General features: G+C 69.1%; 18 protein-coding genes. 11 read left to right on the plus strand and 7 right to left on the minus strand.

The window, feature by feature from the left end:
* Positions 1-2 precede the first annotated feature (2 nt).
* The gene (locus G1H11_RS17940) at positions 3-842 is read left to right on the plus strand and encodes a RecB family exonuclease (protein WP_163820104.1); all 840 of its coding nucleotides are present in this window, start codon (positions 3-5) and stop codon (positions 840-842) included.
* A gap of 170 nt (positions 843-1,012) precedes the next feature.
* Positions 1,013-1,879: a L,D-transpeptidase gene (locus G1H11_RS17945; protein WP_163819972.1), complete on the plus strand. Its 867-nt coding sequence runs from the start codon at positions 1,013-1,015 to the stop codon at positions 1,877-1,879.
* Positions 1,880-2,005: 126 nt separating this feature from the next.
* On the opposite strand, the gene G1H11_RS17950 is transcribed toward G1H11_RS17945, so the two are convergent.
* A complete protein-coding gene (locus G1H11_RS17950; protein WP_163819973.1) occupies positions 2,006-3,502 on the minus strand; it encodes a DEAD/DEAH box helicase in 1,497 nt (498 codons plus the stop codon).
* A gap of 252 nt (positions 3,503-3,754) precedes the next feature.
* Between G1H11_RS17950 and G1H11_RS17955 the strand changes: the two genes are divergently transcribed.
* On the plus strand, positions 3,755-4,420 hold the full coding sequence (locus G1H11_RS17955) for a ferritin-like fold-containing protein (protein ID WP_163820105.1): 666 nt from the start codon (positions 3,755-3,757) through the stop codon (positions 4,418-4,420).
* A 220-nt stretch (positions 4,421-4,640) separates the two neighbouring features.
* On the opposite strand, the gene G1H11_RS17960 is transcribed toward G1H11_RS17955, so the two are convergent.
* The 3 genes from G1H11_RS17960 to G1H11_RS17970 form a co-directional block, all read right to left on the minus strand.
* Positions 4,641-4,865, minus strand: a complete 225-nt coding sequence (locus tag G1H11_RS17960) for a DUF3107 family protein (RefSeq protein WP_163819974.1) — start codon at positions 4,863-4,865, stop codon at positions 4,641-4,643.
* A gap of 123 nt (positions 4,866-4,988) precedes the next feature.
* On the minus strand, positions 4,989-5,570 hold the full coding sequence (locus G1H11_RS17965; RefSeq protein WP_216843891.1) for a TetR/AcrR family transcriptional regulator: 582 nt from the start codon (positions 5,568-5,570) through the stop codon (positions 4,989-4,991).
* Positions 5,571-5,652: 82 nt separating this feature from the next.
* Positions 5,653-5,889 carry a hypothetical protein gene (locus G1H11_RS17970; RefSeq protein WP_163819976.1) on the minus strand — a complete coding sequence of 79 codons (237 nt, stop codon included), beginning with the start codon at positions 5,887-5,889 and terminating at the stop codon, positions 5,653-5,655.
* Positions 5,890-6,044: 155 nt separating this feature from the next.
* On the opposite strand from G1H11_RS17970, the gene G1H11_RS17975 reads away from it, so the two are divergent.
* Both G1H11_RS17975 and moeZ read left to right on the plus strand, forming a co-directional pair.
* Positions 6,045-6,941, plus strand: a complete 897-nt coding sequence (locus G1H11_RS17975) for an alpha/beta fold hydrolase (RefSeq protein ID WP_163819977.1) — start codon at positions 6,045-6,047, stop codon at positions 6,939-6,941.
* 93 nt (positions 6,942-7,034) lie between these two features.
* A complete protein-coding gene (gene moeZ / locus G1H11_RS17980; protein WP_163819978.1) occupies positions 7,035-8,207 on the plus strand; it encodes an adenylyltransferase/sulfurtransferase MoeZ in 1,173 nt (390 codons plus the stop codon).
* A 17-nt stretch (positions 8,208-8,224) separates the two neighbouring features.
* Here moeZ and G1H11_RS17985 read toward each other — a convergent pair whose 3' ends face one another.
* The gene (locus G1H11_RS17985) at positions 8,225-10,684 is read right to left on the minus strand and encodes a lysylphosphatidylglycerol synthase transmembrane domain-containing protein (RefSeq protein WP_163819979.1); all 2,460 of its coding nucleotides are present in this window, start codon (positions 10,682-10,684) and stop codon (positions 8,225-8,227) included.
* Positions 10,685-10,762: 78 nt separating this feature from the next.
* On the opposite strand from G1H11_RS17985, the gene G1H11_RS17990 reads away from it, so the two are divergent.
* From G1H11_RS17990 to G1H11_RS18005, 4 genes are all read left to right on the plus strand, one after another.
* Entirely contained in the window at positions 10,763-11,068 is a 306-nt protein-coding gene (locus G1H11_RS17990) for an MGMT family protein (RefSeq protein ID WP_163819980.1), read from the plus strand.
* 113 nt (positions 11,069-11,181) lie between these two features.
* Positions 11,182-14,349: an ATP-dependent helicase gene (locus G1H11_RS17995; RefSeq protein ID WP_163819981.1), complete on the plus strand. Its 3,168-nt coding sequence runs from the start codon at positions 11,182-11,184 to the stop codon at positions 14,347-14,349.
* Positions 14,346-17,528, plus strand: a complete 3,183-nt coding sequence (locus G1H11_RS18000) for an ATP-dependent helicase (RefSeq protein ID WP_163819982.1) — start codon at positions 14,346-14,348, stop codon at positions 17,526-17,528. The genes G1H11_RS17995 and G1H11_RS18000 overlap by 4 nt, the downstream gene beginning before the upstream one ends.
* A gap of 51 nt (positions 17,529-17,579) precedes the next feature.
* Positions 17,580-18,557: an NUDIX domain-containing protein gene (locus G1H11_RS18005; protein ID WP_163819983.1), complete on the plus strand. Its 978-nt coding sequence runs from the start codon at positions 17,580-17,582 to the stop codon at positions 18,555-18,557.
* A 79-nt stretch (positions 18,558-18,636) separates the two neighbouring features.
* Here the strand turns inward: G1H11_RS18005 and deoD are convergent, their stop codons facing one another.
* Positions 18,637-19,347: a purine-nucleoside phosphorylase gene (gene deoD / locus G1H11_RS18010; protein WP_163819984.1), complete on the minus strand. Its 711-nt coding sequence runs from the start codon at positions 19,345-19,347 to the stop codon at positions 18,637-18,639.
* Positions 19,348-19,351: 4 nt separating this feature from the next.
* Here deoD and nudC point away from each other — a divergent pair, with 4 nt between their 5' ends.
* Positions 19,352-20,299 carry an NAD(+) diphosphatase gene (gene nudC / locus G1H11_RS18015; RefSeq protein WP_163819985.1) on the plus strand — a complete coding sequence of 316 codons (948 nt, stop codon included), beginning with the start codon at positions 19,352-19,354 and terminating at the stop codon, positions 20,297-20,299.
* Here nudC and G1H11_RS18020 read toward each other — a convergent pair whose 3' ends face one another.
* Positions 20,300-20,560, minus strand: a complete 261-nt coding sequence (locus G1H11_RS18020) for a mycoredoxin (protein ID WP_163819986.1) — start codon at positions 20,558-20,560, stop codon at positions 20,300-20,302.
* Positions 20,561-20,726: 166 nt separating this feature from the next.
* Here G1H11_RS18020 and G1H11_RS18025 point away from each other — a divergent pair, with 166 nt between their 5' ends.
* The gene (locus G1H11_RS18025; RefSeq protein WP_163819987.1) at positions 20,727-22,856 is read left to right on the plus strand and encodes an ATP-dependent DNA helicase UvrD2; all 2,130 of its coding nucleotides are present in this window, start codon (positions 20,727-20,729) and stop codon (positions 22,854-22,856) included.
* Positions 22,857-22,971: the final 115 nt, after the last annotated feature.

A 22,971-nucleotide genomic window follows, 5' to 3' on the forward strand; every position in this document is an offset into this window, starting at 1 on the left:
GGATGCCGCGCAGGTTGTACAGCGCCACGCCCACGCGCTTGACCACGTGGCTGGACTGTCCTCGGCGGTACCGGTTCACGTATCTGGACAGGCCACCACCGGTCAAGGGTCCACCCTGGGCGCACAACACGGTAGGCGCCGTGGTGCACAACGCGCTGGCGCGGTGGTGGCGGTTGCCGGTGAACGCCCGAACGGTGGCGCGGGCGGGGGCGCTCGTGGACGAGTACTGGACGACGGAGGGCTTTCGCGACGACGACCAGGCGGCCGCGTGGCGGACCAGGTCCCGCGAGATGGTCCAGCGCTACGTGGAGACGCTCGATCCGAACGACGAGCCCCGCGGCGTAGAACGAACGGTGACCGTGATGCACGGTGGCGCGGCCCTCTCCGGGCGGATCGACCGGGTCGACGAACGCTCGGACGAGCTCGTGGTGGTCGACTACAAGACCGGCCGGCACGTCCTGACCGTCGATGACGCCCGCTCGTCGCTGGCCCTCGCCGTCTACGCGGCCGCTGCAGCGCGGACGCTGCGCCGGCCGTGCCGCCGTGTCGAGTTGCATCATCTTCCGTCCGGGGACGTCGTCGCCTGGGAGCACGACGAGCACGCCCTGAATCGGCACCTCGCCCGCGCGGAGGACGTCGCCTTGGAGTGCTCGCAGGCGGACCAGGCGTTCAAGGCCGGTCAGGCCACGGATGCGATGTTCCCGCCGCGTCCGTCGTCGTCATGCGGATGGTGCGACTTCCGGGCGCACTGCGCCGAGGGGCGAGGCGCCGCCCCGTCACGGCCGTCGTGGTCCGGGCTGGCGACGTATGCGCCGAACGGGGAACTCCACCCGAGTTCCTAGGCGTTCTCATGCTGGAGCGCCGGTCCGGCAGACGAGGTGCTCTGGTCCCGGTACTGTGGTCCGGAGAAGATTGCGGTGCCGTTGGATGTTTGAAAGGGCGATCTTGGTGGAATTGTCCTCAAGGGACCGGTTGACGGTGTCGTCGATCGTGCCGATGACGAGGAGTGTGGATGGCTGGACGTTACGGAGTCGCTGATCAACAGGCTCCGCGCCGGCATCGCTCCCGGAAGAGCCGGCGACCACGGTTGCTCCGTCTTGCCGGGACAATCACCGGCGCTACCTTGATCGGGTTCGGCGTCGTCGCTCTTCTCGATCCAGCCGATTCCGCACAGTCGCAGGACAACGTCGCCGGTGGTCAGACGCTGGAGGGTGAGACCCTGGCCGAGTTGCGAGACTCCGACAGTGTGTCGCGCTCCGCCGACAGAGGGCCGGGACGGCTGGTGGCCCTGCTGCCGAAGGACAGCGGGTCCGACGACGAGCAGTCCGAAGACGCTGACGCATCGGAGGCCACACCGGCTGAGGAGCCCGACGACGAGCGGTCCGACGACGAGCGGTCCGACGACGACGCCGACGGCGACCCGGGTGCGTCGGAGCCCGACCCGGATCAGAAGCCCGAGGCAACGGGCTCATTGCCTGCCGACAGCGGCGATGGCAAGCGGATCGTCTTCGACATCACCCAGCAGCAGGTGTGGCTGGTCGAGGAGAACGACGAAATCGCGCGTACCTACATGGTCTCCGGCAGCCGTTACGACCAGTTGCCCGAGGGAACCTACGAGGTGTTCTCCAAGTCGGAGGAGGCCGTCAGCTGGACCTATGAAGAGACCATGCGGTACATGGTCCGGTTCCACCGCGGCGAGAACTCCAACATCGGGTTCCACGACATCCCGGTGTACGACGACTCCGGGAAAGAGGTCCAGACGTTGTCCGAGCTGGGCACACCGTTGTCGGACGGCTGCATCCGGCAGGATCACGAAGACGCCAAGGCGCTGTGGGACTTCGCGCCCGTCGGGACCACGGTGGTGGTCGTCCGCACGTAGCCGCCGCCACCGCGTCGCGCCGATGGTTCGCGTGTTCGTTTCCCTGGCGGCCGCTGCGTGGAGAGGTATCACCCCTCTACGCAGCAGCCGTATGGGCTGCGGATGTGAGAACGCCGAGGGGGCTGTCTACTCCCCAGACTTGCTGTCCACAGGCTTCCCGCCGCGGGTCCGCCGGCGATTGCGGCGGCGAGGACGCGTCTCGGCGGAGCGGCTCTCCGACGTGGACTCCGAGGCCGGCGTCCCGCGACCCCGGCCGCGTTGTCCGCCTCGGTTGTCGCCCTGGCCGTCTCGGCCGGAGCGAGACCCCCGCGAGCTGCTGCTGCGCCGGGGCTTCTTCTTCTCGCCGCCGACATCTTCGAGCGTCTCCGCGCGGAGCCCGGCGCGGGTCCGCTGGTCTCGCGGCAGGGTGCCCTTGGTGCCTGGTGGGATCCCGAGGTCGTGGAAGAAGCTCTCGCTGCTGGAGTACGTCTCGGCGGGCTCCTCGAAGGGCAGGTCCAGCGCGGCGGCGATCATCTTCCAGCGTGCCAGGTCCTCCCAGTCGACGAAGGTCACCGCGATACCGGAAGCACCGGCGCGGCCGGTCCGGCCGATCCGGTGCAGGTAGGTCTTCTCGTCTTCGGGACAACTCAGGTTGACCACGTGCGTGACGGCTTCGACGTCGATGCCTCGGGCCGCGACGTCAGTGGCCACGAGAACGTCCACCTTGCCCGAACGGAACGCTCGCAACGCCTGCTCGCGTGCGCCCTGACCGAGGTCACCGTGGACCGCGGCGACGGCGAACCCGCGATCGGCCAGATCGTCGGCGAGGCGTTGCGCGGCACGCTTGGTACGGCTGAAGATCATGCTCAGCCCGCGGCCTTCGGCCTGCAGGAGCCGGGCGATCATCTCTTCCTTGTCCAGGTTGTGTACGCGGTAGACGAACTGAGCCGTCAAGGGAACGGTCTGGGTGGCGTCCGAGGACTCTGCCCGGATGTTGAGCGGGTGGCGCATGTACTTCCTGGCCAGCCCCACGATGCCGCCCGGCATGGTCGCGGAGAAGAGCATGGTCTGGCGCAGCTCATGGGTGTTCGCGATGAGCTTCTCGACATCAGGCAGGAAGCCCAGGTCGAGCATCTCGTCGGCCTCGTCCAGAACCAGCACCTTCACGTGGCTCAGGTCGAGCAGACCCTGGCCGGCCAGATCGAGCAGCCGGCCGGGCGTTCCGACGACGACGTCCACACCGGTGCGCAGCGCTTTCACCTGAGGCTCGTAGGCCCGGCCGCCGAACACGCTCAAGATGCGCACCCGGCGGACCGTCGACGCGGTCTCCAGATCACCCGTGACCTGGATCGCCAGCTCACGCGTAGGGACCACCACGAGAGCCTGGGGCTTGCCCGGCTCGGTGGCCTCCGCGTAGTCACGCTCGTCCGGTGCGACGATGCGCTGGAGCAGCGGGATGCCGAACGCGAGCGTCTTACCGGTGCCCGTACGTGCCTGGCCGATCAGATCGCTGCCGGTCAGAGCTGCAGGCAGAGCGAGTTCCTGAATCGGGAATGCTTCGGTGATGCCGACGCGTTCCAACGCGTCGGCGATTGCGGGGAGTACCCCAAGGTCTCTGAAGGTTGTCAGAGCGTTTCGCCTCATTAGCTCGGAGGATTCCTGAGCTCCGGTGTCCTTTGGCCGCGGGGCCGCTCGCCCGCTCAAAACTGGCGGGAGGCGCCACGCCGCAACGTATTCAGACGGCCGATATGCCCTCAGGAGCGCCCTTCGGTCAACGGGCGCAAGCTGTTATCACGGGCTAGTTTACGGTACTGGACGCCAATCCGCAGATCGAGGGCGTCCGGGCGCGCCGTGACGGCCGGCGGCCGGGCTATCGTTGCGATCGTGGAACAGCTCATGGACGACCCCGAATACCGCGCCGGAATCATCGACTTGCTGGGCGCGCTCGCCGTCGGCGAACTCACCGCGTTCCAGCGTCTGGCCGCCGACGCCGAGCTCGCGCCCACGCGGGCCGATCAAGCCGCCCTGGCCGGCATGGCGGTGGCCGAGTTCCACCACTTCGAGCAGATCAGGGACCGGCTCACCGAATTGGGCGTGGCGCTCGACGACGCGATGACGCCGTTCCACGAGCCGTACGTCGCCTTCCATGCCAACACAGCGCCCTCGAATTGGCTCGAGGGACTGGTCAAGGCGTACGTGGGCGATCAGATCGCTACAGACTTCTATCGGGAGATCGCCGCAACCGTCGACGATGACACCCGGGCCCTGGTCAACGACGTTCTCGCCGAAGCCGGGCATGCGGACTTCGTCGTCGACCGCGTGCGCGCCGCCATCGACGAGGACCCCAGTGTGGCCGGTCGGCTCGCGCTCTGGGGACGCCGGCTGGTGGGCGAGGCGCTGGCCCAGGCGCAGCGGGTGGCAGCTGACCGCGACGCACTCACGGCGATCATCGTCGGTGCTCCAGGACGGCCCGGCATGGACCTGGCGGAACTAGGCCAGGTTCTCTCCCGGCTGACGGAGAATCACGCGCAGCGCATGGCGAAACTGGGTCTGTCGTCGTGAGGGTCGGTAGGCGCTGAGGATCTCCTCTGCCGACTGCTCAGCGACTGCGCGGTGAAGCATGCGCCGCCGCTTCCCTTGAGGTCGGCTGCTGGAGATCGTCAGCGCCTATCTGCGGCGCGACAGGTCGGGGCGACGCGCAGGGGCTCGCCACGTGTCCGATGCCGACTCGCCCGGACCCCCGCGCCTGCCGCCGGTGCCTCGCTGGCGATGGGGTGTGCGGTCAGAGGGTGCCGAAGCCGACGCGCCGTTCGACCGGTTCGCCGATCTCGACGTACGTGAGATGCGCGGCGCGCACCAGCACTTTCCGGCCCCGCTCGTCTGTCAGCTCGAGCACGCCTTCGTCCGCGATGGCGCCGCGCACCGCCGCGTCGACCTCCTCGGGCGACTGGTTGCTCTCAATGACGAGCTCTCGTGGCGCATTGTGCACACCGATCTTGACCTCCACGGGCCACCTCTCACGCAGTCGTGTGAAGACGAATGGATCCTGCTGCCCACTGTCAACGGCCAGGCTAGCCCAGCGCATTCCAGGTTGCCTCGGCTGTACGCCAGGGGCGTAGCGCCGGGCAGGTCAGGGATGCAGCGGGAAGCCGCGAATACCGCGCCAGCCGAGCGATGCCACGAGTTCGGCGGCCTTCTCCAGCGGGATGGTCCCGGCGGTGGCGAGCCAGTAACGGGCGGAAACCTGGGCGGTTCCCACGAGGCCTACCGCGAGCAGGGTTGCTTCTTCCGGTGAAAGGCCCGTGTCCTCGGCGATGATCTGGCTGATCTCCGCCGAGCACAACTCGGTCAGCCGATCCAGCCGCATGCGCACCGCCGGATCATTCGCGAGATCCGATTCGAACAACAGCCGGTAGAAGCCGGACTGGTCGTCGACGAACTCGAAGTAGGCGCTGACCGTGGCGATGACCCGCTGTTTGTTGTCATCAGTGGAAGCCAGCGCGCGGTGCAAGCGGTTGAGCAATTCCTCCGTGGCCGCATCGATCAGCGCGAGATACAGCTCCAGCTTCCCCGGAAAGTGCTGGTAGAGGACCGGCTTGCTCACACCGGCCCGTACCGCGATCTCGTCCATCGCGGCCGCGTGGTAGCCGTGCGCCACGAACACCTCGCGGGCGGCGTGCAGCAGATGGGCGCGTCGTTTACCGCGCGGCATTCGTACCCCTCGCGGGGGCACATCGGGCACGGCCGTCACGCGTTTCCTCCAGGGTCGGGCGTCGCTGACGTGTCGTATTGTCTCAGCGGTACTCGTCCTCGTCATAGTCGACGGACCGAGCCTGTTCGTACGCGTCCGCGGGATCCGCATCCGCCGGCACCTCTTCGGGCATCTCGGCGGGGGTCAGATCCGGCTCCTCGGGATCGAGGCGGCTGCGCTCCTCGGTCACCGCGGCATCGCCGGTCACCGGTTGACGCTGCTCTTCTGCATCGGCCTCGGGAACTGCGAACGTGTCAGGTGGAACCCTGTCGTCGGCCATCCCGCACCTCCTCCTCCGTGGTCGCGGACCTGGACACTGACGAAACTACCCCCGTTTCGTAACAAGTACGCGGTGTTCCACATGGTGGCGAGTGTGATACGCCCGGCATCTGACCGCTTCGAGTGCTCGGGGCGACGGCGAATACCATCGGGGGCGTGGCGGTGATCACCAGATGGCCCGGACACGATGTCACCCTGCCCACCGGACACTTGGTCCACGTCCGGCACGCGCATCCGGAGAGTGAATCGTCGGCTCCGCCCGCGGTACTGATCCACGGACTGGGTGGGGCGTCGACCAACTGGACGTTTCTGATGCGTGAGCTTCAGGGGGAGCTGGACCTGTGGGCTCCCGACCTGCCGGGATTCGGTGATTCGCCGCCTTCGGGGGAACATACCGTCGGTGCCTACGTATCCGACGTGATCGCATACCTCGAGACGTTCGACCAGCCGGTTCACCTTGTGGGCAACTCCATGGGCGGCCTCATCTGCGTTCTGGTGGCCTCGTCGAGGCCGGATCTCGTCCGCACCCTCACCCTGCTCTCACCGGCGATGCCGCAGTACCGGCTGCCTTGGGCCGCGCAGGCCACGGCCGTCATGGCGATGCCCAGGCTGGGCGAGGTGATCCTCACGAGGGTCAACGGCAACCCCACGGTGGAGAAGATGCGGCGCATCGTCCCGATGCTCTACGCCGAGCCAGATGCCCTGGACCCGGACGAGTTCACCTTCGCCGTGTCCGAGCGGCTGAGGTGGATCCAGCAGCCGTACTCCAACGAGGTGCTCCTCAGTGCGCTCCGGTCGCTGGTGCTGCAGTATCTGTCGCCGCAGCGCCGTTCGGCCTGGTGGGCGGTCCGTAAGGTGCTGTGCCCCACGATGGTGCTGATCAGTGACCGAGATGCGCTGGTGGGCGCGTGGGCCGCCAAGCGATGGCGGCGCGCGGCTCCTGGAGCGCGCGTGGTGACCGTGGAGCGCTGCGGGCATGTCGCGATGATGGAGTACCCCGAAACCGTCGCCGACCTGATGCGCGGCTTTCTCCACAATGTGTCCGAAACATAAGATGACGCGTCCGAAGCGTGGACGATTCCTGCGGGAATGACTGGCCGCATGTCACCGTTATGGCGACAACGGGCGTGTGAATAGGAGTCGATCGTGTCTTTGCCACCTCTTGTCGAGCCAGCTGCTGACCTCACCGTCGACGAGGTACGTCGCTACTCGCGTCACCTGATCATTCCCGACGTCGGGATGGTCGGGCAGAAGCGACTGAAGAACGCCAAGGTGCTCGTCGTCGGCGCCGGTGGTCTCGGTTCGCCTGCACTGCTGTACTTGGCCGCGGCCGGAGTGGGCACCCTCGGGGTCGTCGAGTTCGACGAGGTCGACGAGTCGAACCTGCAGCGCCAGATCATTCACGGGCAGTCAGACATCGGCCGGTCCAAGGGCCAGTCCGCCCGGGATTCGGTCAAAGAGGTCAACCCGTACGTCAATGTCATCCTGCACGAGACCCGTCTGGACAACGACAACGTCCTGGAGATCTTCTCCGGCTACGATCTCATCCTCGACGGCACCGACAACTTCGCCACCCGGTACCTGGTGAACGACGCCGCCGTGCTTCTCGGCAAGCCCTACGTCTGGGGCTCCATCTACCGTTTCGAAGGCCAGGTCAGTGTCTTCTGGGCCGAGCACGGTCCCCAGTACCGGGACCTGTACCCGGAAGCGCCGCCGCCCGGCATGGTGCCGTCCTGCGCCGAAGGCGGAGTGCTCGGCGTGCTGTGCGCGTCGATCGGGTCCATCATGGTCACCGAGGCGATCAAGCTGATCACCGGTATCGGCGACCCGCTGCTGGGACGGCTCATGGTCTATGACGCCCTCGACATGAGCTACACCACCCTGAATATCCGCAAGGACCCCAACGCCGAGCCCATCACCGAGCTCATCGATTACGAAGCGTTCTGCGGCACCGTCAGCGACGAGGCGGCCGAAGCGGCGGTGGGTTCCACCATCTCGGTGAGCCAGCTCAAAGACTGGCTTGACGCCCGAGAGCGAGGCGAACGCGACTTCACCCTGGTGGATGTCCGCGAGCCGAATGAGTACGAGATCAACCGGATACCCGGCGCGGTGCTCATTCCGAAGGGTGAGTTCCTCACCGGAACCGCCTTGGAGAAGCTGCCGCAGGACAAGCCCGTGGTGCTGCACTGCAAGTCCGGTGTGCGCTCGGCCGAGGCACTGGCCGTGGTCAAGGGCGCCGGAATGGCGGACGCGGTACACGTGGGCGGCGGCGTCGTCGCCTGGGTCAACCAGATCGACCCGTCGCAGCCCGCCTACTGACTCTCATTTGGAGCGGGTCAGAGGAGGCCGCGGCGCTGCATCTGGGTCCAGAGCACCCAGCCCGGCACGATCGGCAGCCAGAACGAGACGATCCGGAAGAGCAGGACGGCCGGAACCGCGTAGGTGGCGGCGACCCCGATCGTCGACACACCGGCGGTCAGAGCTGCCTCCACGGCGCCGAGTCCGCCGGGCGTGGGCACCGCCATGCCGATGGTGTTACCCACCATCTGAACGACCGCCAGTGCGGCCAGGTCGGCGCTTCCGCCGACGGCCCGCAGGCAGGCGTAGAAGCACAGCACCAAGGCGCCGGCCTGCATGATGATCCCGCCGATGGCCACCGCCAGTTTGCGCGGGTTGCTCAGCACGTCCAGAAGGCGCGGTAGGCCTCGCTCGGCGAAGTCGGACCACACCGACCGGAGCCGATTGCGTACCGGCGGGATGAGGATGAGCAGTGCCGCGAGGACCAGCACGCCGACGATGATCAGCAGCGTCGACTGGGACGGCTCCAGGCCGGCCATGGCGGTGGACCCGGACATGAACCCCAGCGCGGCGATGATGGGAAACGTGACGGCGACATTCCCCACCTGGTTCGCCGCGACGCTGGCGGCGGCGAGCGGAGCCGCGACGCCCGCCTTGGTGAGCAGCCGGATGTTGACAGCGACATTCCCGACGGTCGAGGGCGCGATCAGCCGCAGGAAGGCCAGGCAAACCTGGGCACCCACGGTGCGCCAGAACGGGACCTTCTCCGGCACGAATCCCAGGATGGCGAAGGCAGCCCCGACGAAGCTCAGGAACATCGCCGCGGCGGCCGGGATCAGCCACCGGAGGTCGGTCTGCTGCCACAGCTCACCGAACGACACGTCGACGAGCTGGGTGCCGACCAGGTAGACGGCCGCGACCGCACCGACGCCGGTGACCAGCGAAAGCGGTTTGAACCGCTGGAGCCGTACCGGCTCGGGCTCCCGCCCGACATTGTGGATGAGCCGGTCCCGAAGCTCCGTCAGCAGGTTGCGCTTCCCGCGCACTTCCCGACGCACACTGCGGGGAAGGGCGATGACCTGGAGCAAAGGCATCGCTCCGCTGAGTGCTTGAGCGCTGAGCACCTTGGAGGCGGTGTCGATGGCACGCTCGGGCCCTACCACCAGGGCCGCGGCGACGAGCGCTTGCGCAAGGTCGGCTCGGATGGCCAGATCGGGGGCGGCGACCTCACCTCCGGACGGGTCCAGCAGCCAGACCTTCCCGGTTTCGGAGTACAGGATGCTCCGCCCGGACAGCCGGCGGTGCGCGACCTGATTGCGCCGCAGCCGCCGCAGCTGCCGCCACAGGTCTTCCAGCATCTCGTCGCTGACGTCATCGCCGGTCAGGCTCGAGAGCGGGGTTCCGGGAACATGGTCGAACACCAGCGCGGTGGCCTCGCCGTTGACCTTCAGCACTTTGCGCAGCTTGGGCGTGCGCACACCGGCACGGGTGACGGCCAGGGACTGCAGGGTGATCTGGTTGACGGCCGTGCGCATGGTGACGGCCTGCCGCGGCCTGACCTCCTCGCGCGTGCGGAGCTGGTCGAAGGCTCGGGCCAGCACGCCGGCGCCCTCGGTGTCGCGGTCCAGGACCAGGACACCCAGGATGCCTTGCTCGCTTTCGGCGACGTACCTGCGATAACGCTCGACGCTGTCGGCCCGCAGCGAGGTGAGATCGTAGCCATTGGACTTCAGAACGGCCGCCACCCGCTCACCGTTGGGAGCCACGGAGGGCTGGCCGCTGATGAGACGCACCAGAAGGCCGACGATATAGCCGATGCTGAGCGAGGCCAGGATCCCCGCCACGGTTGCCTGCCCCTCGAGGAGGCCGACGGCGAAGCTCGCCCCGATCGCGAGCAGCGCCACCTGCCGGATGCGCTTGAGATTGAGCCGTGCGACGACGGCCACCACGGCGACCAGCACGGCCGGCAGCATCGGCACCGGGGTGCCGGGGCTGCCCGCAGAGCCGGGGACGAACGAGTCGTTCAACCTCTCAGGGGCATTGTTCAGCAGCCACTCGGAGGCGAATGTCGCGACGACGGCGGCGAGCAATGCGGCAACCAGCAGCTCCACCGTGGTGCGGAACCTGCCCCGGACCATCAGAATGACCACGATGACCGGCGGGAGCGCCTGCACAGCCAGACCAGCGGCGAACGAGACCATATTGACCGGGCCGCTGGGGATGACGCTGTTCAATTCGGCGAGGTCGCCGGTGAGGGCGGTCAGCGTGCTCTCGGCCACGACCGCGAGTGTGACCAATGCCGTGGTGGCGACGGCGGCGAACAGCAGCCTCAACCCGTCCAGGGGTCGCCGCGTGCGCCGGGGTAGCGGCGGCTCCTCGACGATGACGCCGTGGGACTCAGTCTTGCGCACCGGCGGCTGGTCCCGGGCACTCTCGCGCTCGGGCTGCTCCATGCTCGAGCCTCCCTGGGTGCGCATCGCCTCGGTACTGTTCGCCATCTCGATCTGATCGTCGCATGTCAAGGTGCGGGCCTGTGGGCTCGACCCGCATATTGCGATGACGCGATCATATGAGCCATGGACGACGAGTACGTTGAAGCCGTGCTCAGCACAGTGGAGAAGATTCCACCGGGCCGGGCCATGGCCTACGGGGCGATCGCGGACGTCCTCGGTGATGAGCTGGGGCGCGGCGGACCGCGGCAGGTCGGTGCCGTGATGGCGGCTTACGGTGGCGCGGTGCCCTGGTGGAGGGTGGTCACCGCATCCGGGCGGCTTCCTCCCGGGCACGAGGTCGAGGCGTTGCGGGCGCTCGTGGCGGAGGGCACACCCATGTCGGCCGACGGCACCCGGGTCGATATGCGCCGTGCCTCGTGGTCGCCGTGAAGGTGCCCTCACCTCGCGCGGCTCCTGGCGTTGCCCGACTGTCGGTGGCGTGTGGTGGGATGGTGCGTTGTCGGCCGAACGCCGGGGTGGCGCACGCGAGTTTGGAGGTGGGGATGCGGAGGTCTACGGGGCCGGATGTGCGGTTGGTGCGGCGCGCCGGCGACGCCGTCGTCCCGCCACCCGTGCTGGACGACGATCAGCGGTGGGTGGTCGAGCACCGCGGTGGGCCGTTGCTGGTGCTGGCAGGGCCAGGGACAGGGAAGACCACCACGCTGGTCGAGTCCGTCGTCCATCGGGTCGAACACGACGGGTTGCTCCCCGAGCAGGTGCTTGTCCTGACGTTCAGCCGCAGGGCCGCAGCGGAGTTGCGGGAGCGGATCGCCCGGAGGCTGGGCCGCACCGTCCGCGAGCCTCTGGCGCGCACCTTTCACTCCTACGCGTTCGGGCTCCTGCGCCGCGAGTCCGTCCTCAGCGGCGAGCCGGCACCGCGGCTCATCTCGGGCCCGGAACAGGATCTGCTGATCAGAGACCTGCTGCGTGGTGACGTCGAGGAACTCGGTGCCGGCTACTGGCCGGCCAACCTGCACCGCGCCCTGCTGACGCGGGGGTTCGCGCGGGAGCTGCGAGACTTCCTGATGCGCGCCGTCGAGCGCGGCATGACGCCGGAGCAGTTAGCGCACATCGGCCGTCGGCACGGGCGGGAAGACTGGGTCGCCGCAGCTCGCTTCGCGCATCAGTACTCCGGGGTCACCGCGTTGCGCAAACCGCCCTCTTATGACCAGGCCGAGCTCGTCCGCTCAGCTGCCGGCCTCCTCCGCGACGATCCGCAGCTGCTCGCGCGCGAACGCGCGGAGAGGCAGTTCGTCGTCGTCGACGAGTACCAGGACTCGGATCCCGCGCAGGAGGAGCTTTTGCAACTGCTCAGCGGCGGCGGGCGGGACCTGCTGGTCGTGGGAGACCCCGATCAGTCGATCTACGGCTTCAGGGGCGCGGAGATGGACGGCATCCGCGACTTCCCCGAGCGATTCGCGGCCGCGGACGGCCAGCCCGCGGCGGTCTGCGCGCTCACCACGTCCCGGCGCAGCGGGCCGGCGTTGCTGGCCGCCACACGGCGGGTCGCACACCGGCTCGGCGGGCCGCATCGTCATCGCGACCTGGTGCCGGCCGACGAGTTCGCGGCCGGCGAATCCTCGGTCCACGTCCTGGCCAGCCCCAGCCAGGAAGCCGCGTTCATCGCGGCTCAGCTTAGGGAAGAGCATCTGTTCCGGGACGTTCCCTGGCAGCGGATGGCCGTCCTGGTCCGTGCCTCCGCGTCGATTCCGGTGCTGCGGCGGGCTCTGAGCGGCGCCGGTGTTCCCACCACCGTCCGGCTGGACGAGGTGCCCCTGGTGGAGCAGCCCGCGGTGCGTGCCTTGCTGGCCATGCTGGAACTCGCCGCGGGGCAGCGCGACCTCGACGTTGAGCTGGCGTTCGACCTGGTCACCGGAATTCTCGGCAGTGCGGACCCGCTGGGCCTGCGTCGCCTCCGGCAGGAACTGCGTAAGCAGGAACTGGCCGCCGGCGGGGTGCGGGCCTCCGGAGAGCTCCTGGTCGAGGCGATCGAGCAGCCACTTGTCCTGGTACCGCTCGACGAGGACGCCGTGGCCCCCGCCGCCCGGATCGCTTCCTTACTCGCCGCCGGTCGGCGGGCCGCGGCTGAGCCTGGTGCTACGGCGGAAGATGTGCTGTGGGCCGTCTGGGCCACGTCCGGCCTCGGCCGGCGATGGTCCGGCGCCGCCCTGTCCGGTGGGCGCGCGGCCAAGCACGCGGATCGGGACCTGGATGCCGTGGTCGCCCTGTTCGACGCGGTCGCGCGCTACGTGGACCGCATGCCCGGCGCCGGGCCGGCGGGCTTTCTCGAGCACATCCGTGGTCAGCAGATCCCGTCCGACACCCTGGCGACCGGCCCGCGGCCGGGAACAGAGGCGGCTGCCGTCACCATCATGACCGCGCACGCCTCCAAGGGGCTCGAATGGGACGTCGTCGCTGTGGCGGGAGTCCAGGAGGGTGTCTGGCCGGACCTTCGTGAACGAGGCAGTCTTCTCGGCATCGAGGAGCTGGTCGACCTGGTCGCGGCACGCGAGGCCACGGCGTACACCCGGGCCAGCGCCCGGCTGGCCGAAGAACGGCGGCTGTTCTACGTGGCGCTCACCCGGGCAAAGAGCAGGCTGATCGTGACGGCCGTGTCCAACGAGGACGAGCAGCCGTCGCGCTTCCTCGACGACCTCGACCCCCTGCCCGCCGAGGCGCCGCCGGAACGCACGGTCGAGAAGCCCGGCCGGGGCCTCGACCTCTCGTCGCTGGTGGCCGAACTGCGCCGGGTCGTCTGCGACCCGGCTGAGCCGTTGGTACGGCGGCGGGGTGCCGCTGTCCAGCTGGCCCGGCTGGCGTCCGAGGGTGTCCGGCAGGCGGATCCCGGGGAGTGGTTCGGCCTGCGTGAGCTCTCGGTCACCGAACCCCTCGGTGAACCGGACCAGCCCGTGCGGGTGTCTCCGTCCAGGGTCGAAGAGTTCAACCGGTGCGAGCTGCGCTGGCTGCTCAAGACCTGTGGCGCCACCGACTCCGACATGACTCGCGCCGGTGTCGGCACCCTGGTCCACGACCTTGCCGAGAAGGCCGTGCGGGAACAATGGCCCGAAGACGCCATGCTGGCCGAACTCGACCGCGTATGGCCCAACATCGACGTGGGCGAAGGATGGGCCGCCGCCCGCGAGTACGCGAGGGTTCAGGAGATGGTCCGCCGCTTGTCGGGCTGGCTCAAGGAGAACCCGCGCCGTCTGGTGGGGGTCGAGCTGGACTTCGACATTGAGGTGGGCCGGGCCAGGCTGGTCGGGCGAGTGGACAGGCTCGACGCCGACGCCGACGGGCGGCTCGTCGTCGTCGACTACAAGACCGGAAAGAGCAAGCCGACCGCGGCCGAGGTGGGGGAGCATGCGCAGCTTGCCACCTATCAGCTGGCGGTGGAGAACGGCGCGTTCGACGACGCCGCCGGCGGTGAACGCCGCTCGGGCGGGGCCAGCCTGGTCCAGCTCGGCAAGCCGTCCCGCGGCAAAGCGGACGAACAGCGGCAGCCACCTCTGGACGACGCCCAGGACCCGGTATGGGCCCAGCGGCTGCTGGAGGAAACCGCCAACGGAATGACCCAGCCGACGTTCCAGGCCCGGCGCGGCAGCTGGTGCGGCTTCTGCTCCGCCCGGCCGTGCTGCCCGGCCTTTCCCGAGGGCGAGCAGGTGACCGGATGAGATTCACCGCTGCCGAACTCGCGCACCGGCTCGGGCAGCCGGAGCCCACCGCGGAGCAGGCGGCCGCGATCTCCGCGCCGCTCGAGCCGGGCGTCATCATCGCGGGTGCAGGGTCGGGCAAGACCGAGACGATGGCGGCGCGGGTGGTGTGGCTGGTGGCCAACGGGCTGGTCCGGCCGGAACAGGTGCTAGGACTGACCTTCACACGCAAAGCGGCGCGTGAATTGGCCGCCCGGATCCGCAGGAGACTTGCCCAGCTGGCGGCGCGTGGTGTCATCGACGCCGCGGACGGGCTCCTCGACGGTGATCCCGCGGTCTCCACCTACGACGCCTACGCCGGCCGGATCGTCACCGAGCATGCGCTGCGCCTCGGACGCGAACCCGGATCCCGGCTGATCACCGAGGCCGAGGCGTGGCAATACGCCCAGCGCGTGGTCTCCGCGTATGCCGGGCCCATGGACAGCGTGGAGTACGCCCTCTCCACGGTGATCGGGAAGGTGCTCGCGCTGCACGGTGAGCTTGCTGGTCACCTGGTCGGACCTGAGCAGGTCGCCAATTTCACCGGTGAGCTCCGCACACGTGTCGAGGCGCTGCCACGGGCCAAGGGACAGCGGACCAAGACCGACGTCTACGCCGATGTGGCGAAGGCGCTGAAGGTTCAGGACGCGCGGGTGGAGCTGCTGCCCATCGTGGCCGCGTTCCGGGAACGCAAACGTCTCGACGAGGTTGTGGACTTCGCCGACCAGTCGGAGCTGGCGGCGACGCTGGCGGACGCGTTCGCCGAGGTGGGAGAGATCGAACGCGCGGCGTACCGCGTCGTCCTCCTCGACGAGTATCAGGACACCAGCCACGCCCAGCTGGTGCTTCTGCGCGCACTGTTCGGTGGCGGCCACCCGGTCACCGCGGTGGGAGATCCGTGCCAGTCCATCTACGGATGGCGCGGCGCCAGCGCCGGCACCCTGTCGTCGTTCCGTGATCAGTTCCGCCGACAGGGCGGGGAGCCTGCCCGGCTCGACTCCCTGACCACCAGCTTCCGCAACGGCCCAGAGATCCTGCAGGTCGCCAATGCGCTCTCCGCGCCCTTGCGCGACGAGGGCATGCAGGTGCCCGAGCTGGCCGCCTTTCCCGGCCTGCCCTCCAGCGGGGTCACGGCCTCGCTGCATCTCACGGCGGACGACGAGGCAGCCGACGTGGCGCGCCGGGCCCGGGCCTTCTGGGATGCCTCTCCGCCAGGGCGCAGTGTCGCCGTGCTCGTCCGTACCCGCAGCCAGATCACGCGGCTCGATGCGGCCTTGCGCGCGGTGGAGCTTCCCGTCGAGGTGGTCGGAGTGGGCGGCCTGTTGTCCACCGCCGAGGTGAGCGACGTCGTCGCCACCCTGCGAGTGATCGCCGACCCGGGCCGTGGCGACGCCCTGATGAGGCTGCTCACTGGTGCCCGGTGGCGGATCGGGCCCCGGGACCTCGATCAGCTCGCCCGCTGGGCGCGTCGCCTGGGCGGGGCACCGGGGCGCCCGGACGGGCCCGAGGTGGCAGTGCCCGACGAGATCGACCAGCTGAGCATCATCGACGCACTGGATGCCCTGCCTGGACCGGAAGGCTTCTCCGCGGAGGGCTACCGCCGGCTTACAGCGCTGTCCGCGGAGCTGCGTGAGCTGCGCCGCCGCACGGGGCAGTCGCTGACGGAGCTCGTTCACGATATCGAACGGACCCTGGGCCTCGACATCGAGCTGTCGGCGCGCCGCGGCCCGGGTGGCAGAGTGAACCTTGACCGCTTCCTGGACGTGGCCTCCGATTTCGAGGGCGCCGGGCAGTCCGCGACCCTCTCGTCGTTCCTCGCGTACCTCGAAGCCGCGGAGACGGCGGAGCGCGGCCTGGCGCCGGGCGAGGTCGAGGTCTCAGGGGACCGCGTACAGGTGCTGACCGTCCACGGAGCGAAGGGCCTGGAATGGGATGCGGTCTTCCTCACCGGGCTGGTGGACGGGATCTTTCCCGCCGGAGGTGACAAGGACAAGGCCTGGCTCGGTGACATCGGTGAGCTGCCGTACCCGCTGCGCGGCGACGCGAGCGCGCTGCCTCCCTTCGATGTCGCCGGTGCCGCCGATCAGCAGGGGGTGCGAGACGCGCTCGGGCAGTTCACGCTGAATGCCGCCCATGCCGGGCGGCTCGAGGAACGGCGGCTCGCCTACGTCGGGGTCACCCGCGCCCGGTCCCTGCTGGTGTGCAGCGGTTACCGGTGGGACGACGCGTTGCGCCCGCGTGAACCGTCGCCGTTCCTGCTCGAAGTGCGCCGCGCCTTAGAGGCGGGAGCGGGCGAGGTGAGCGTCTGGGTCGACGACCCGGGCGAGACGAACCCGCTGGCCGAGAACCAGCCGACGTGGCGCTGGCCGTACGACCCGCTCGGCGCACGCCGCGCCACGCTCGAGGAAGGGGCGCGGCTGGTGCGAGCTGCGGCCGGGGGCGACATCGACCTGGAGGCGGCGGCCGCGATGGGCGAGTGGGACGACGAGGTCAGCCGGTTGCTGGCCGAACGTGACCGGCAGCGCCGGGGCCGGCCGGTCGAGGTCGAGCTCCCTGGTCACCTGTCGGTGTCACAGCTGGTTCAGCTCCGGCAGGATCCTGACGCTCTTGCCCGCGAGCTGCGCCGGCCGGTGCCGCGCGCGCCTGCGCCGCTGGCCCGCCGCGGCACGCTGTTCCACGCCTGGCTCGAAACTCGGTGGGGAGCGCCGCAGCTGGTCGACATCGACGAGTTGCCGGGGTCGGCCGACGAAGGCGCGGTCCCGGACCGCGACATCCTCGCCTTGCAGGAGGCGTTCCTGGCCTCCGAATGGGCCGAGCGCACGCCGCTTGAAGTGGAGGCTCCGTTCGAGTTGCTCGTCGCCGGTGTTCTCCTCCGCGGACGCGTCGACGCCGTGTTCGGCACGGCGGACGGCGGCATCGAAGTGGTGGACTGGAAGACCGGCCGACCGCCCGGGGACGCCTCCGACGAGGCCGTCAAGACCGTCCAGCTCGCCGCATACCGGCTCGCGTTCGCCCGGTTGCGCGGTCTACCGCTGGACAAAGTAGGCGCGGCGTTCCATTACGTCCGTGAGAACTACACGCTGCGGCCTGTGAACCTTCTCGACGAGAATGAGCTGGAAGCCCTGGTCACAGCCGTTCCGTCATCGTCAACGGCGCTGTGACCGGCTGGCACCTGTTGATCTTTGGGTGGTTTACCATCAGAATTACCTCTCGTGACCGCTGAGCTGACGCCCCTGCGCCGCATCGCCGCGTATGCGATCTGCTCTGACCACGAGGGCCGGATTCTGCTGATCAGAGAATCGGCGCAATCGGGCACACCCGGTGTGTGGACGCTCCCAGGCGGGAGCGTGCAGCAGGGGGAACATCCCGAGTCAGCGGTGGAGCGCGAGGCCATGGCCGAGACGGGCATGAGTCTGCGTGCCCAGGGGATCGTGGACGTCACGGCCGACACGCGTGAGTTGCGTCATCGCGGTGTCACCTTGCACACCGACCGCATCATCTACCAGGCCCAGCCTGTGCGCGAGGGCGCTCACGCCGACGATGCAGTGGCGCCTCGGCCGGTGTCGCCCATGGTGGACGCCGCCGAGTGGCTGAGCCGGGACGAGGCAGCAACCCTCCAGCTGCGCCCCTTCGCTGCCCAGGCTCTCAAGCTTCCGCTCTCCGCGGTGGATCTACCGCCGGAGCAGATGCCGGAGCTTCCGGGCTTCCACATCGTCGAGTCGCCCGACGGTCGCCCCACGGTGCAGCGTTTCGCCGCGTACGGCCTGGTGCGCGATCCCGACGGCCGGCTGCTGCTCACCCTGGTGGCCGACGGCTACCCGGGCGCCGGACATTGGCATCTCCCTGGCGGTGGTACCGACTTCGGGGAGCAGCCGGCACAGGCGCTCCTGCGTGAACTGGAAGAAGAAGCGGGCCAGGTCGGCCGGGTTCGCGGATTGCTCGGACTGACGAGCCACCACGCGCCGGAAGAGGTCGGACCGGAGGGATTCCCCATCGACCTGCACGGCGTCCGGCCGTTCTATGACGTCGCGGTCGACGAGCCACGCCCACTCAACGTCACCGACGTCGGAGGCTCCACCGCCGCCGTCCGGTGGTTCACGCCGGACGAGGCGTGCTGGCTTCCCCTCACCGCGGTGACGGCCGAGGCGTTCGACGCCGCCGACGTCTCGGCCGGCATCCCACGTCGTTGATACCGCCGGCATTTGCCGCGCCGAGTCGCAACGTACCGTCTCGACCCGGCAGCTGGGGCTGGGCGCGAACGACCAAGGGTCACGAGAACGCGGCCACGGTGTCGAGAGTGAGCTGAACCATCTGGGTGAAGCCGTGCTCGCGGTCCTCGGGAGGCAGTTCCTCCCCGCTCACCAGGCTGTCGCTGACGGTGTTGACCGACAGCGCCCGGGCGCCGAACTTCGCCGCCAGCGTGTACAGGGCGGCGGTCTCCATCTCCACGGCGAGAACTCCGTACCCGGCGAGCCGGTCGCGAAGCTCCGGCCGGTCCAGGTAGAAGGAGTCGGTACTGAAGATCTGGCCGACGTGGTGGCGTAGGCCCGCGGACTCCGCCGCGTCGACGAAGGACCGGAGCAGGGCGAAGTCGGCCGTGGGCGCGAAGTCGAGGCCCTCGAATCGCAGCAGGTTCATCGCGGAGTCTGTGCTGGCGCTCGTGGCCACGATGAGGTCGTGGATCCGGGTGTACTCCTGCATGCCGCCGCACGAACCAACCCGCACCACCGTGCGCACGCCGAACTCGGCCAGCAGTTCGTGTGCGTAGATGGCAAGCGACGGCTGCCCCATGCCGGTGCCCTGCACGGAGACCCGGCGGCCGCGATAGCTGCCGGTGAAGCCCAGCATGTTGCGGATCGCCGAGTAACGCACCGGATTCTCCAGGTACGTGGTCGCGATCCACTCGGCCCGTAGGGGGTCGCCGGGAAGCAGGACGATGTCCGAGATGTCGCCGGAAGCGGCGCCGATGTGCAGGCTCACGGGCATGACGTTACAGCGCCGGATCCGCGGCGGAGAGCTGGCACTAGGCTCGAGCCTCGTGGACCATGCCTACGCCATCGCCGGCCCGCTCGCGCTGTCCCGGTCAACGGTCGACCGAGCCGCCCACCTGCGTGATAACGAGGAGTGGATGGCTACGGCATGGGCTGATCCGGCCACCAAAGTGCTGCTCGTCGGCAACGGCAGGGTGAGCACACGGGGTGACATTCTGCGCTTCGTCTCCCCCGGGGAAGCCCCGGACGGCGAGGCATACCTGCTCGGTGTGGAGAACGGCGAGGCCTTCGCCGCTGTTCACGTCTCGGAGCTGGACGGAGCGGACACCGGATCGCTGCGAGAGGTCGGCGTGGTCCTCGGTGACCGGGACGCCGGCCTCGCCGTCCACGCCATCGCGTTGGCGAACTGGCACGCCACACACCGGTTCTGCCCGCGATGCGGACAGCCGACCGTCGTCGCATGCGGGGGACATATCCGGCGGTGCGTCGCCGACGGCTCCGAACACTATCCGCGGGTCGACCCGGCGGTGATCATGTTGGTGATCGATGAGTACGACCGCTGCTTGCTGGGCCGGCAGCAGAATTGGCCTGGTCGGAGGTACTCGACGCTTGCCGGATTCGTCGAACCAGGTGAGACTCCCGAGCACGCGGTCGTCCGGGAGGTGGCCGAAGAAGTCGGCATCACGGTGAACGCGTGCCGCTACGCCGGCGCCCAGCCGTGGCCGTTCCCCTCCAGCCTGATGCTCGGGTACTACGCCGACGCCCGGGCTACGGAGCCGACCCCGGACGGCGAGGAGATCCAGGACGCGCAATGGTTCTCGCGCGCCGAGCTGGCCGCCGCGGTGTCGGGCGGCGAGATCGAGGTGCCGAGCCCCATCTCGATCGCCCATCGGCTGCTGGAGGGTTGGTATGGCGCGCCGCTCGAGCAGATGACCTCCTGATCAGCGGGCAGAGACCTCCGCGAGTTCGGCGAGCCTCTGGTGAACCTGTGCCGGGCTCGGGTTGGTCAAGGCCGAGCCGTCCGAGAACACCAGCGTGGGAACCGTGGCATTACCCCGGTTCACGCTCTTGACCAGTCTTTCCGCTCGTGGGTCAGACTCGATGTCCACCTCGTCGAAGGTGATCCCGGCACGGTTGAGCGTGGCCTTGAGGCGCTTGCAGTACCCACACCATGCCGTGCTGTACATCGTGAACGAGGACATCGACTCTCCTGATCCTGTGCTTGGGTGCATTGGTCGGACTCGCCGTGGCGATCCGGCCGCGAGGCCGGAGTCCGTCATCGATCACAACAATGCGGAGCATCCCGGTGTTCCTGGATGGTGACGGGCCGGGCTCGGGCTTGTCCCCGGCGAGTGCCAGGATGGGGCCATGGCTGTTCCCGACGTGCTCTCCGCCCTGGATCCAGAGCAGCGCGAGGTGGCAGCGGCACTCAGCGGCCCGGTGTGTGTCATCGCCGGTGCCGGCACCGGCAAGACCCGGGCCATCACGCACCGTATCGCCCACGGCGTCCTCGCCGGCGCTTTCGATCCGCGTCGAGTGCTGGCCGTGACGTTCACCACCCGCGCTGCCGGAGAGATGCGGGGGAGATTGCGCTCGTTGGGCGTGGAGGGAGTTCAGGCCCGGACGTTCCACTCGGCCGCGCTGCGTCAGGCGCGGTACTTCTGGCCGCAGGTCACCGGTGCGGACCTGCCCCAGATCGCGGAGAGGAAGCTGTCCATCGTCGGCGCTGCCGCGAACCGGTGCCGAGTCGGCACCGACCGGGCGGTGCTCCGTGACCTGGCTTCGGAGATCGAGTGGGCCAAGGTCAGCAACGTACGTCCGGAGCAGTACCCGCTGGCGTCCATGAACGCGCATCGTGAAGTAGCCGGGGTAGACGCGGAGACGGTCGCGCGCGTCTACGCCGCCTACGAGGACCTCAAGACCGACCGCGGCGTCATCGACATGGAGGACATCCTTCTGGCCGCCGTCGGCCTGCTCGACGCCAATCCTGGAGTGGCGGAGGCGGTACGAGCCCAGTATCACCACTTCGTCGTCGACGAGTACCAGGACGTCTCTCCCCTGCAGCAGCGGCTGCTGGACCTTTGGCTCGGGGACCGGGACGACATCTGCGTGGTGGGAGACCCCGCTCAGACCATCTATTCGTTCGCCGGAGCGCGTCCGGGATATCTGCTCGACTTCGCTCAGCGCCACCCCTCGGCTCGCACGGTCCGGCTCTTCCGCGACTACCGGTCGACGCCCCAGGTGGTGAACGTCGCCAACGCCGTGCTGCGCTCCGCGCGCCGGGACTCCAAGGGCGTCGTGCTGGAGGCGCAGCGGCCGCCCGGCCCCGAGGCCGTCTTCATCGAGCACCCGGACGAGGTCGCCGAGGCTGAGTGGGTCGCAGGGGAGATCGGCCGGCTCATGACCGCGGGCGTGCCGGCCCGGGAGATCGCGGTGCTGTTCCGGGTGAACGCGCAGTCGGAGAACTACGAGCAGGCGCTGTCCGACGCCGGAGTCGCATATGTCGTGCGGGGCGCGGAGCGCTTCTTCGACCGCGCCGAAGTGCGCCAGGCCGCCATGCTGTTGCGCGGAGCCGCGCGGGCCGGTGACACCGGCGGGGAAGCCGGCGATGCCGCCGCGGCCACGGCGGCCGTGCTCGCGTCGGTGGGATGGTCGGCCAAGCCGCCGGCCGGTGGCGGCGCGGCGCGGGAGCGATGGGAGTCGCTGGCCGCCGTGATCGCGCTCGCCGAGGACGTCGTCGCCGCCAAGCCCGATGCCGTGCTCGCCGATGTCTCCGCCGAACTGGACGCGCGGGCTGCCGCCCAGCACGTTCCGGTCGCCGACGGTGTGACGCTGGCCTCGCTGCATGCCGCGAAGGGCCTGGAGTGGGACGCCGTCTTCGTCGTGGGTGTGCACGAGGGCACGCTGCCCCTGAACTACGCGGAGACGCCGGATCAGATCGAAGAGGAGCGCCGCCTGCTCTATGTCGGCGTGACGCGGGCACGCGAACACCTCTCGGTCACGTGGTCCCAGGCCAGGCAGCCGGGCGGTCGGGGGTCGCGGAAGCCGAGCAGGTTTCTGGACGGAATCCGACCGGGTGGCGGCCGGACGGTGCCCAGCTCGAGGCCGTCCCGTGCGGCCGCTCGCAAGTCGCGGTCGATGGCCCGATGCCGCGGGTGTGGCACTGCTCTGGTGGACGCCGCCTCGCGCAAGCTGGGCCGTTGTGGCGAGTGCCCGTCGGCCGTCGATGTGGCGCTGTTCGAGCGGCTGCGTGAATGGCGGCTCGAGCGGGCTCAGGAACAGAAGGTCCCTGCTTACGTGGTATTCACCGACGCCACCTTGACGGTACTCGCCGAAACGAAGCCCACCGACGAGGCCGCGTTGAGCGCGGTGCCCGGCGTCGGGCAGAGCAAGCTCGAACGCTACGGACCGGACGTGCTCGCGATGTGCCGAGCTGCGGACGACGACGCGGCCGATACGGTGCCGGAACAACTCGACGAGAAAGTAGCCAAAAAATAGGTTGCCCCTTACGGGGCGACACGTTACTGTAACTGAGCACCATGCAACAGGGTTGCTTCGCGTGCCTTGAGCTGGATCGCCCGGCCAGGACCGACACGACCGAGAGGAGGGGCAT

The sequence above is a fragment of the Phytoactinopolyspora alkaliphila genome (assembly GCF_010550695.1).
GTDB classification, from domain to species: Bacteria; Actinomycetota; Actinomycetes; order Jiangellales; family Jiangellaceae; genus Phytoactinopolyspora; species Phytoactinopolyspora alkaliphila.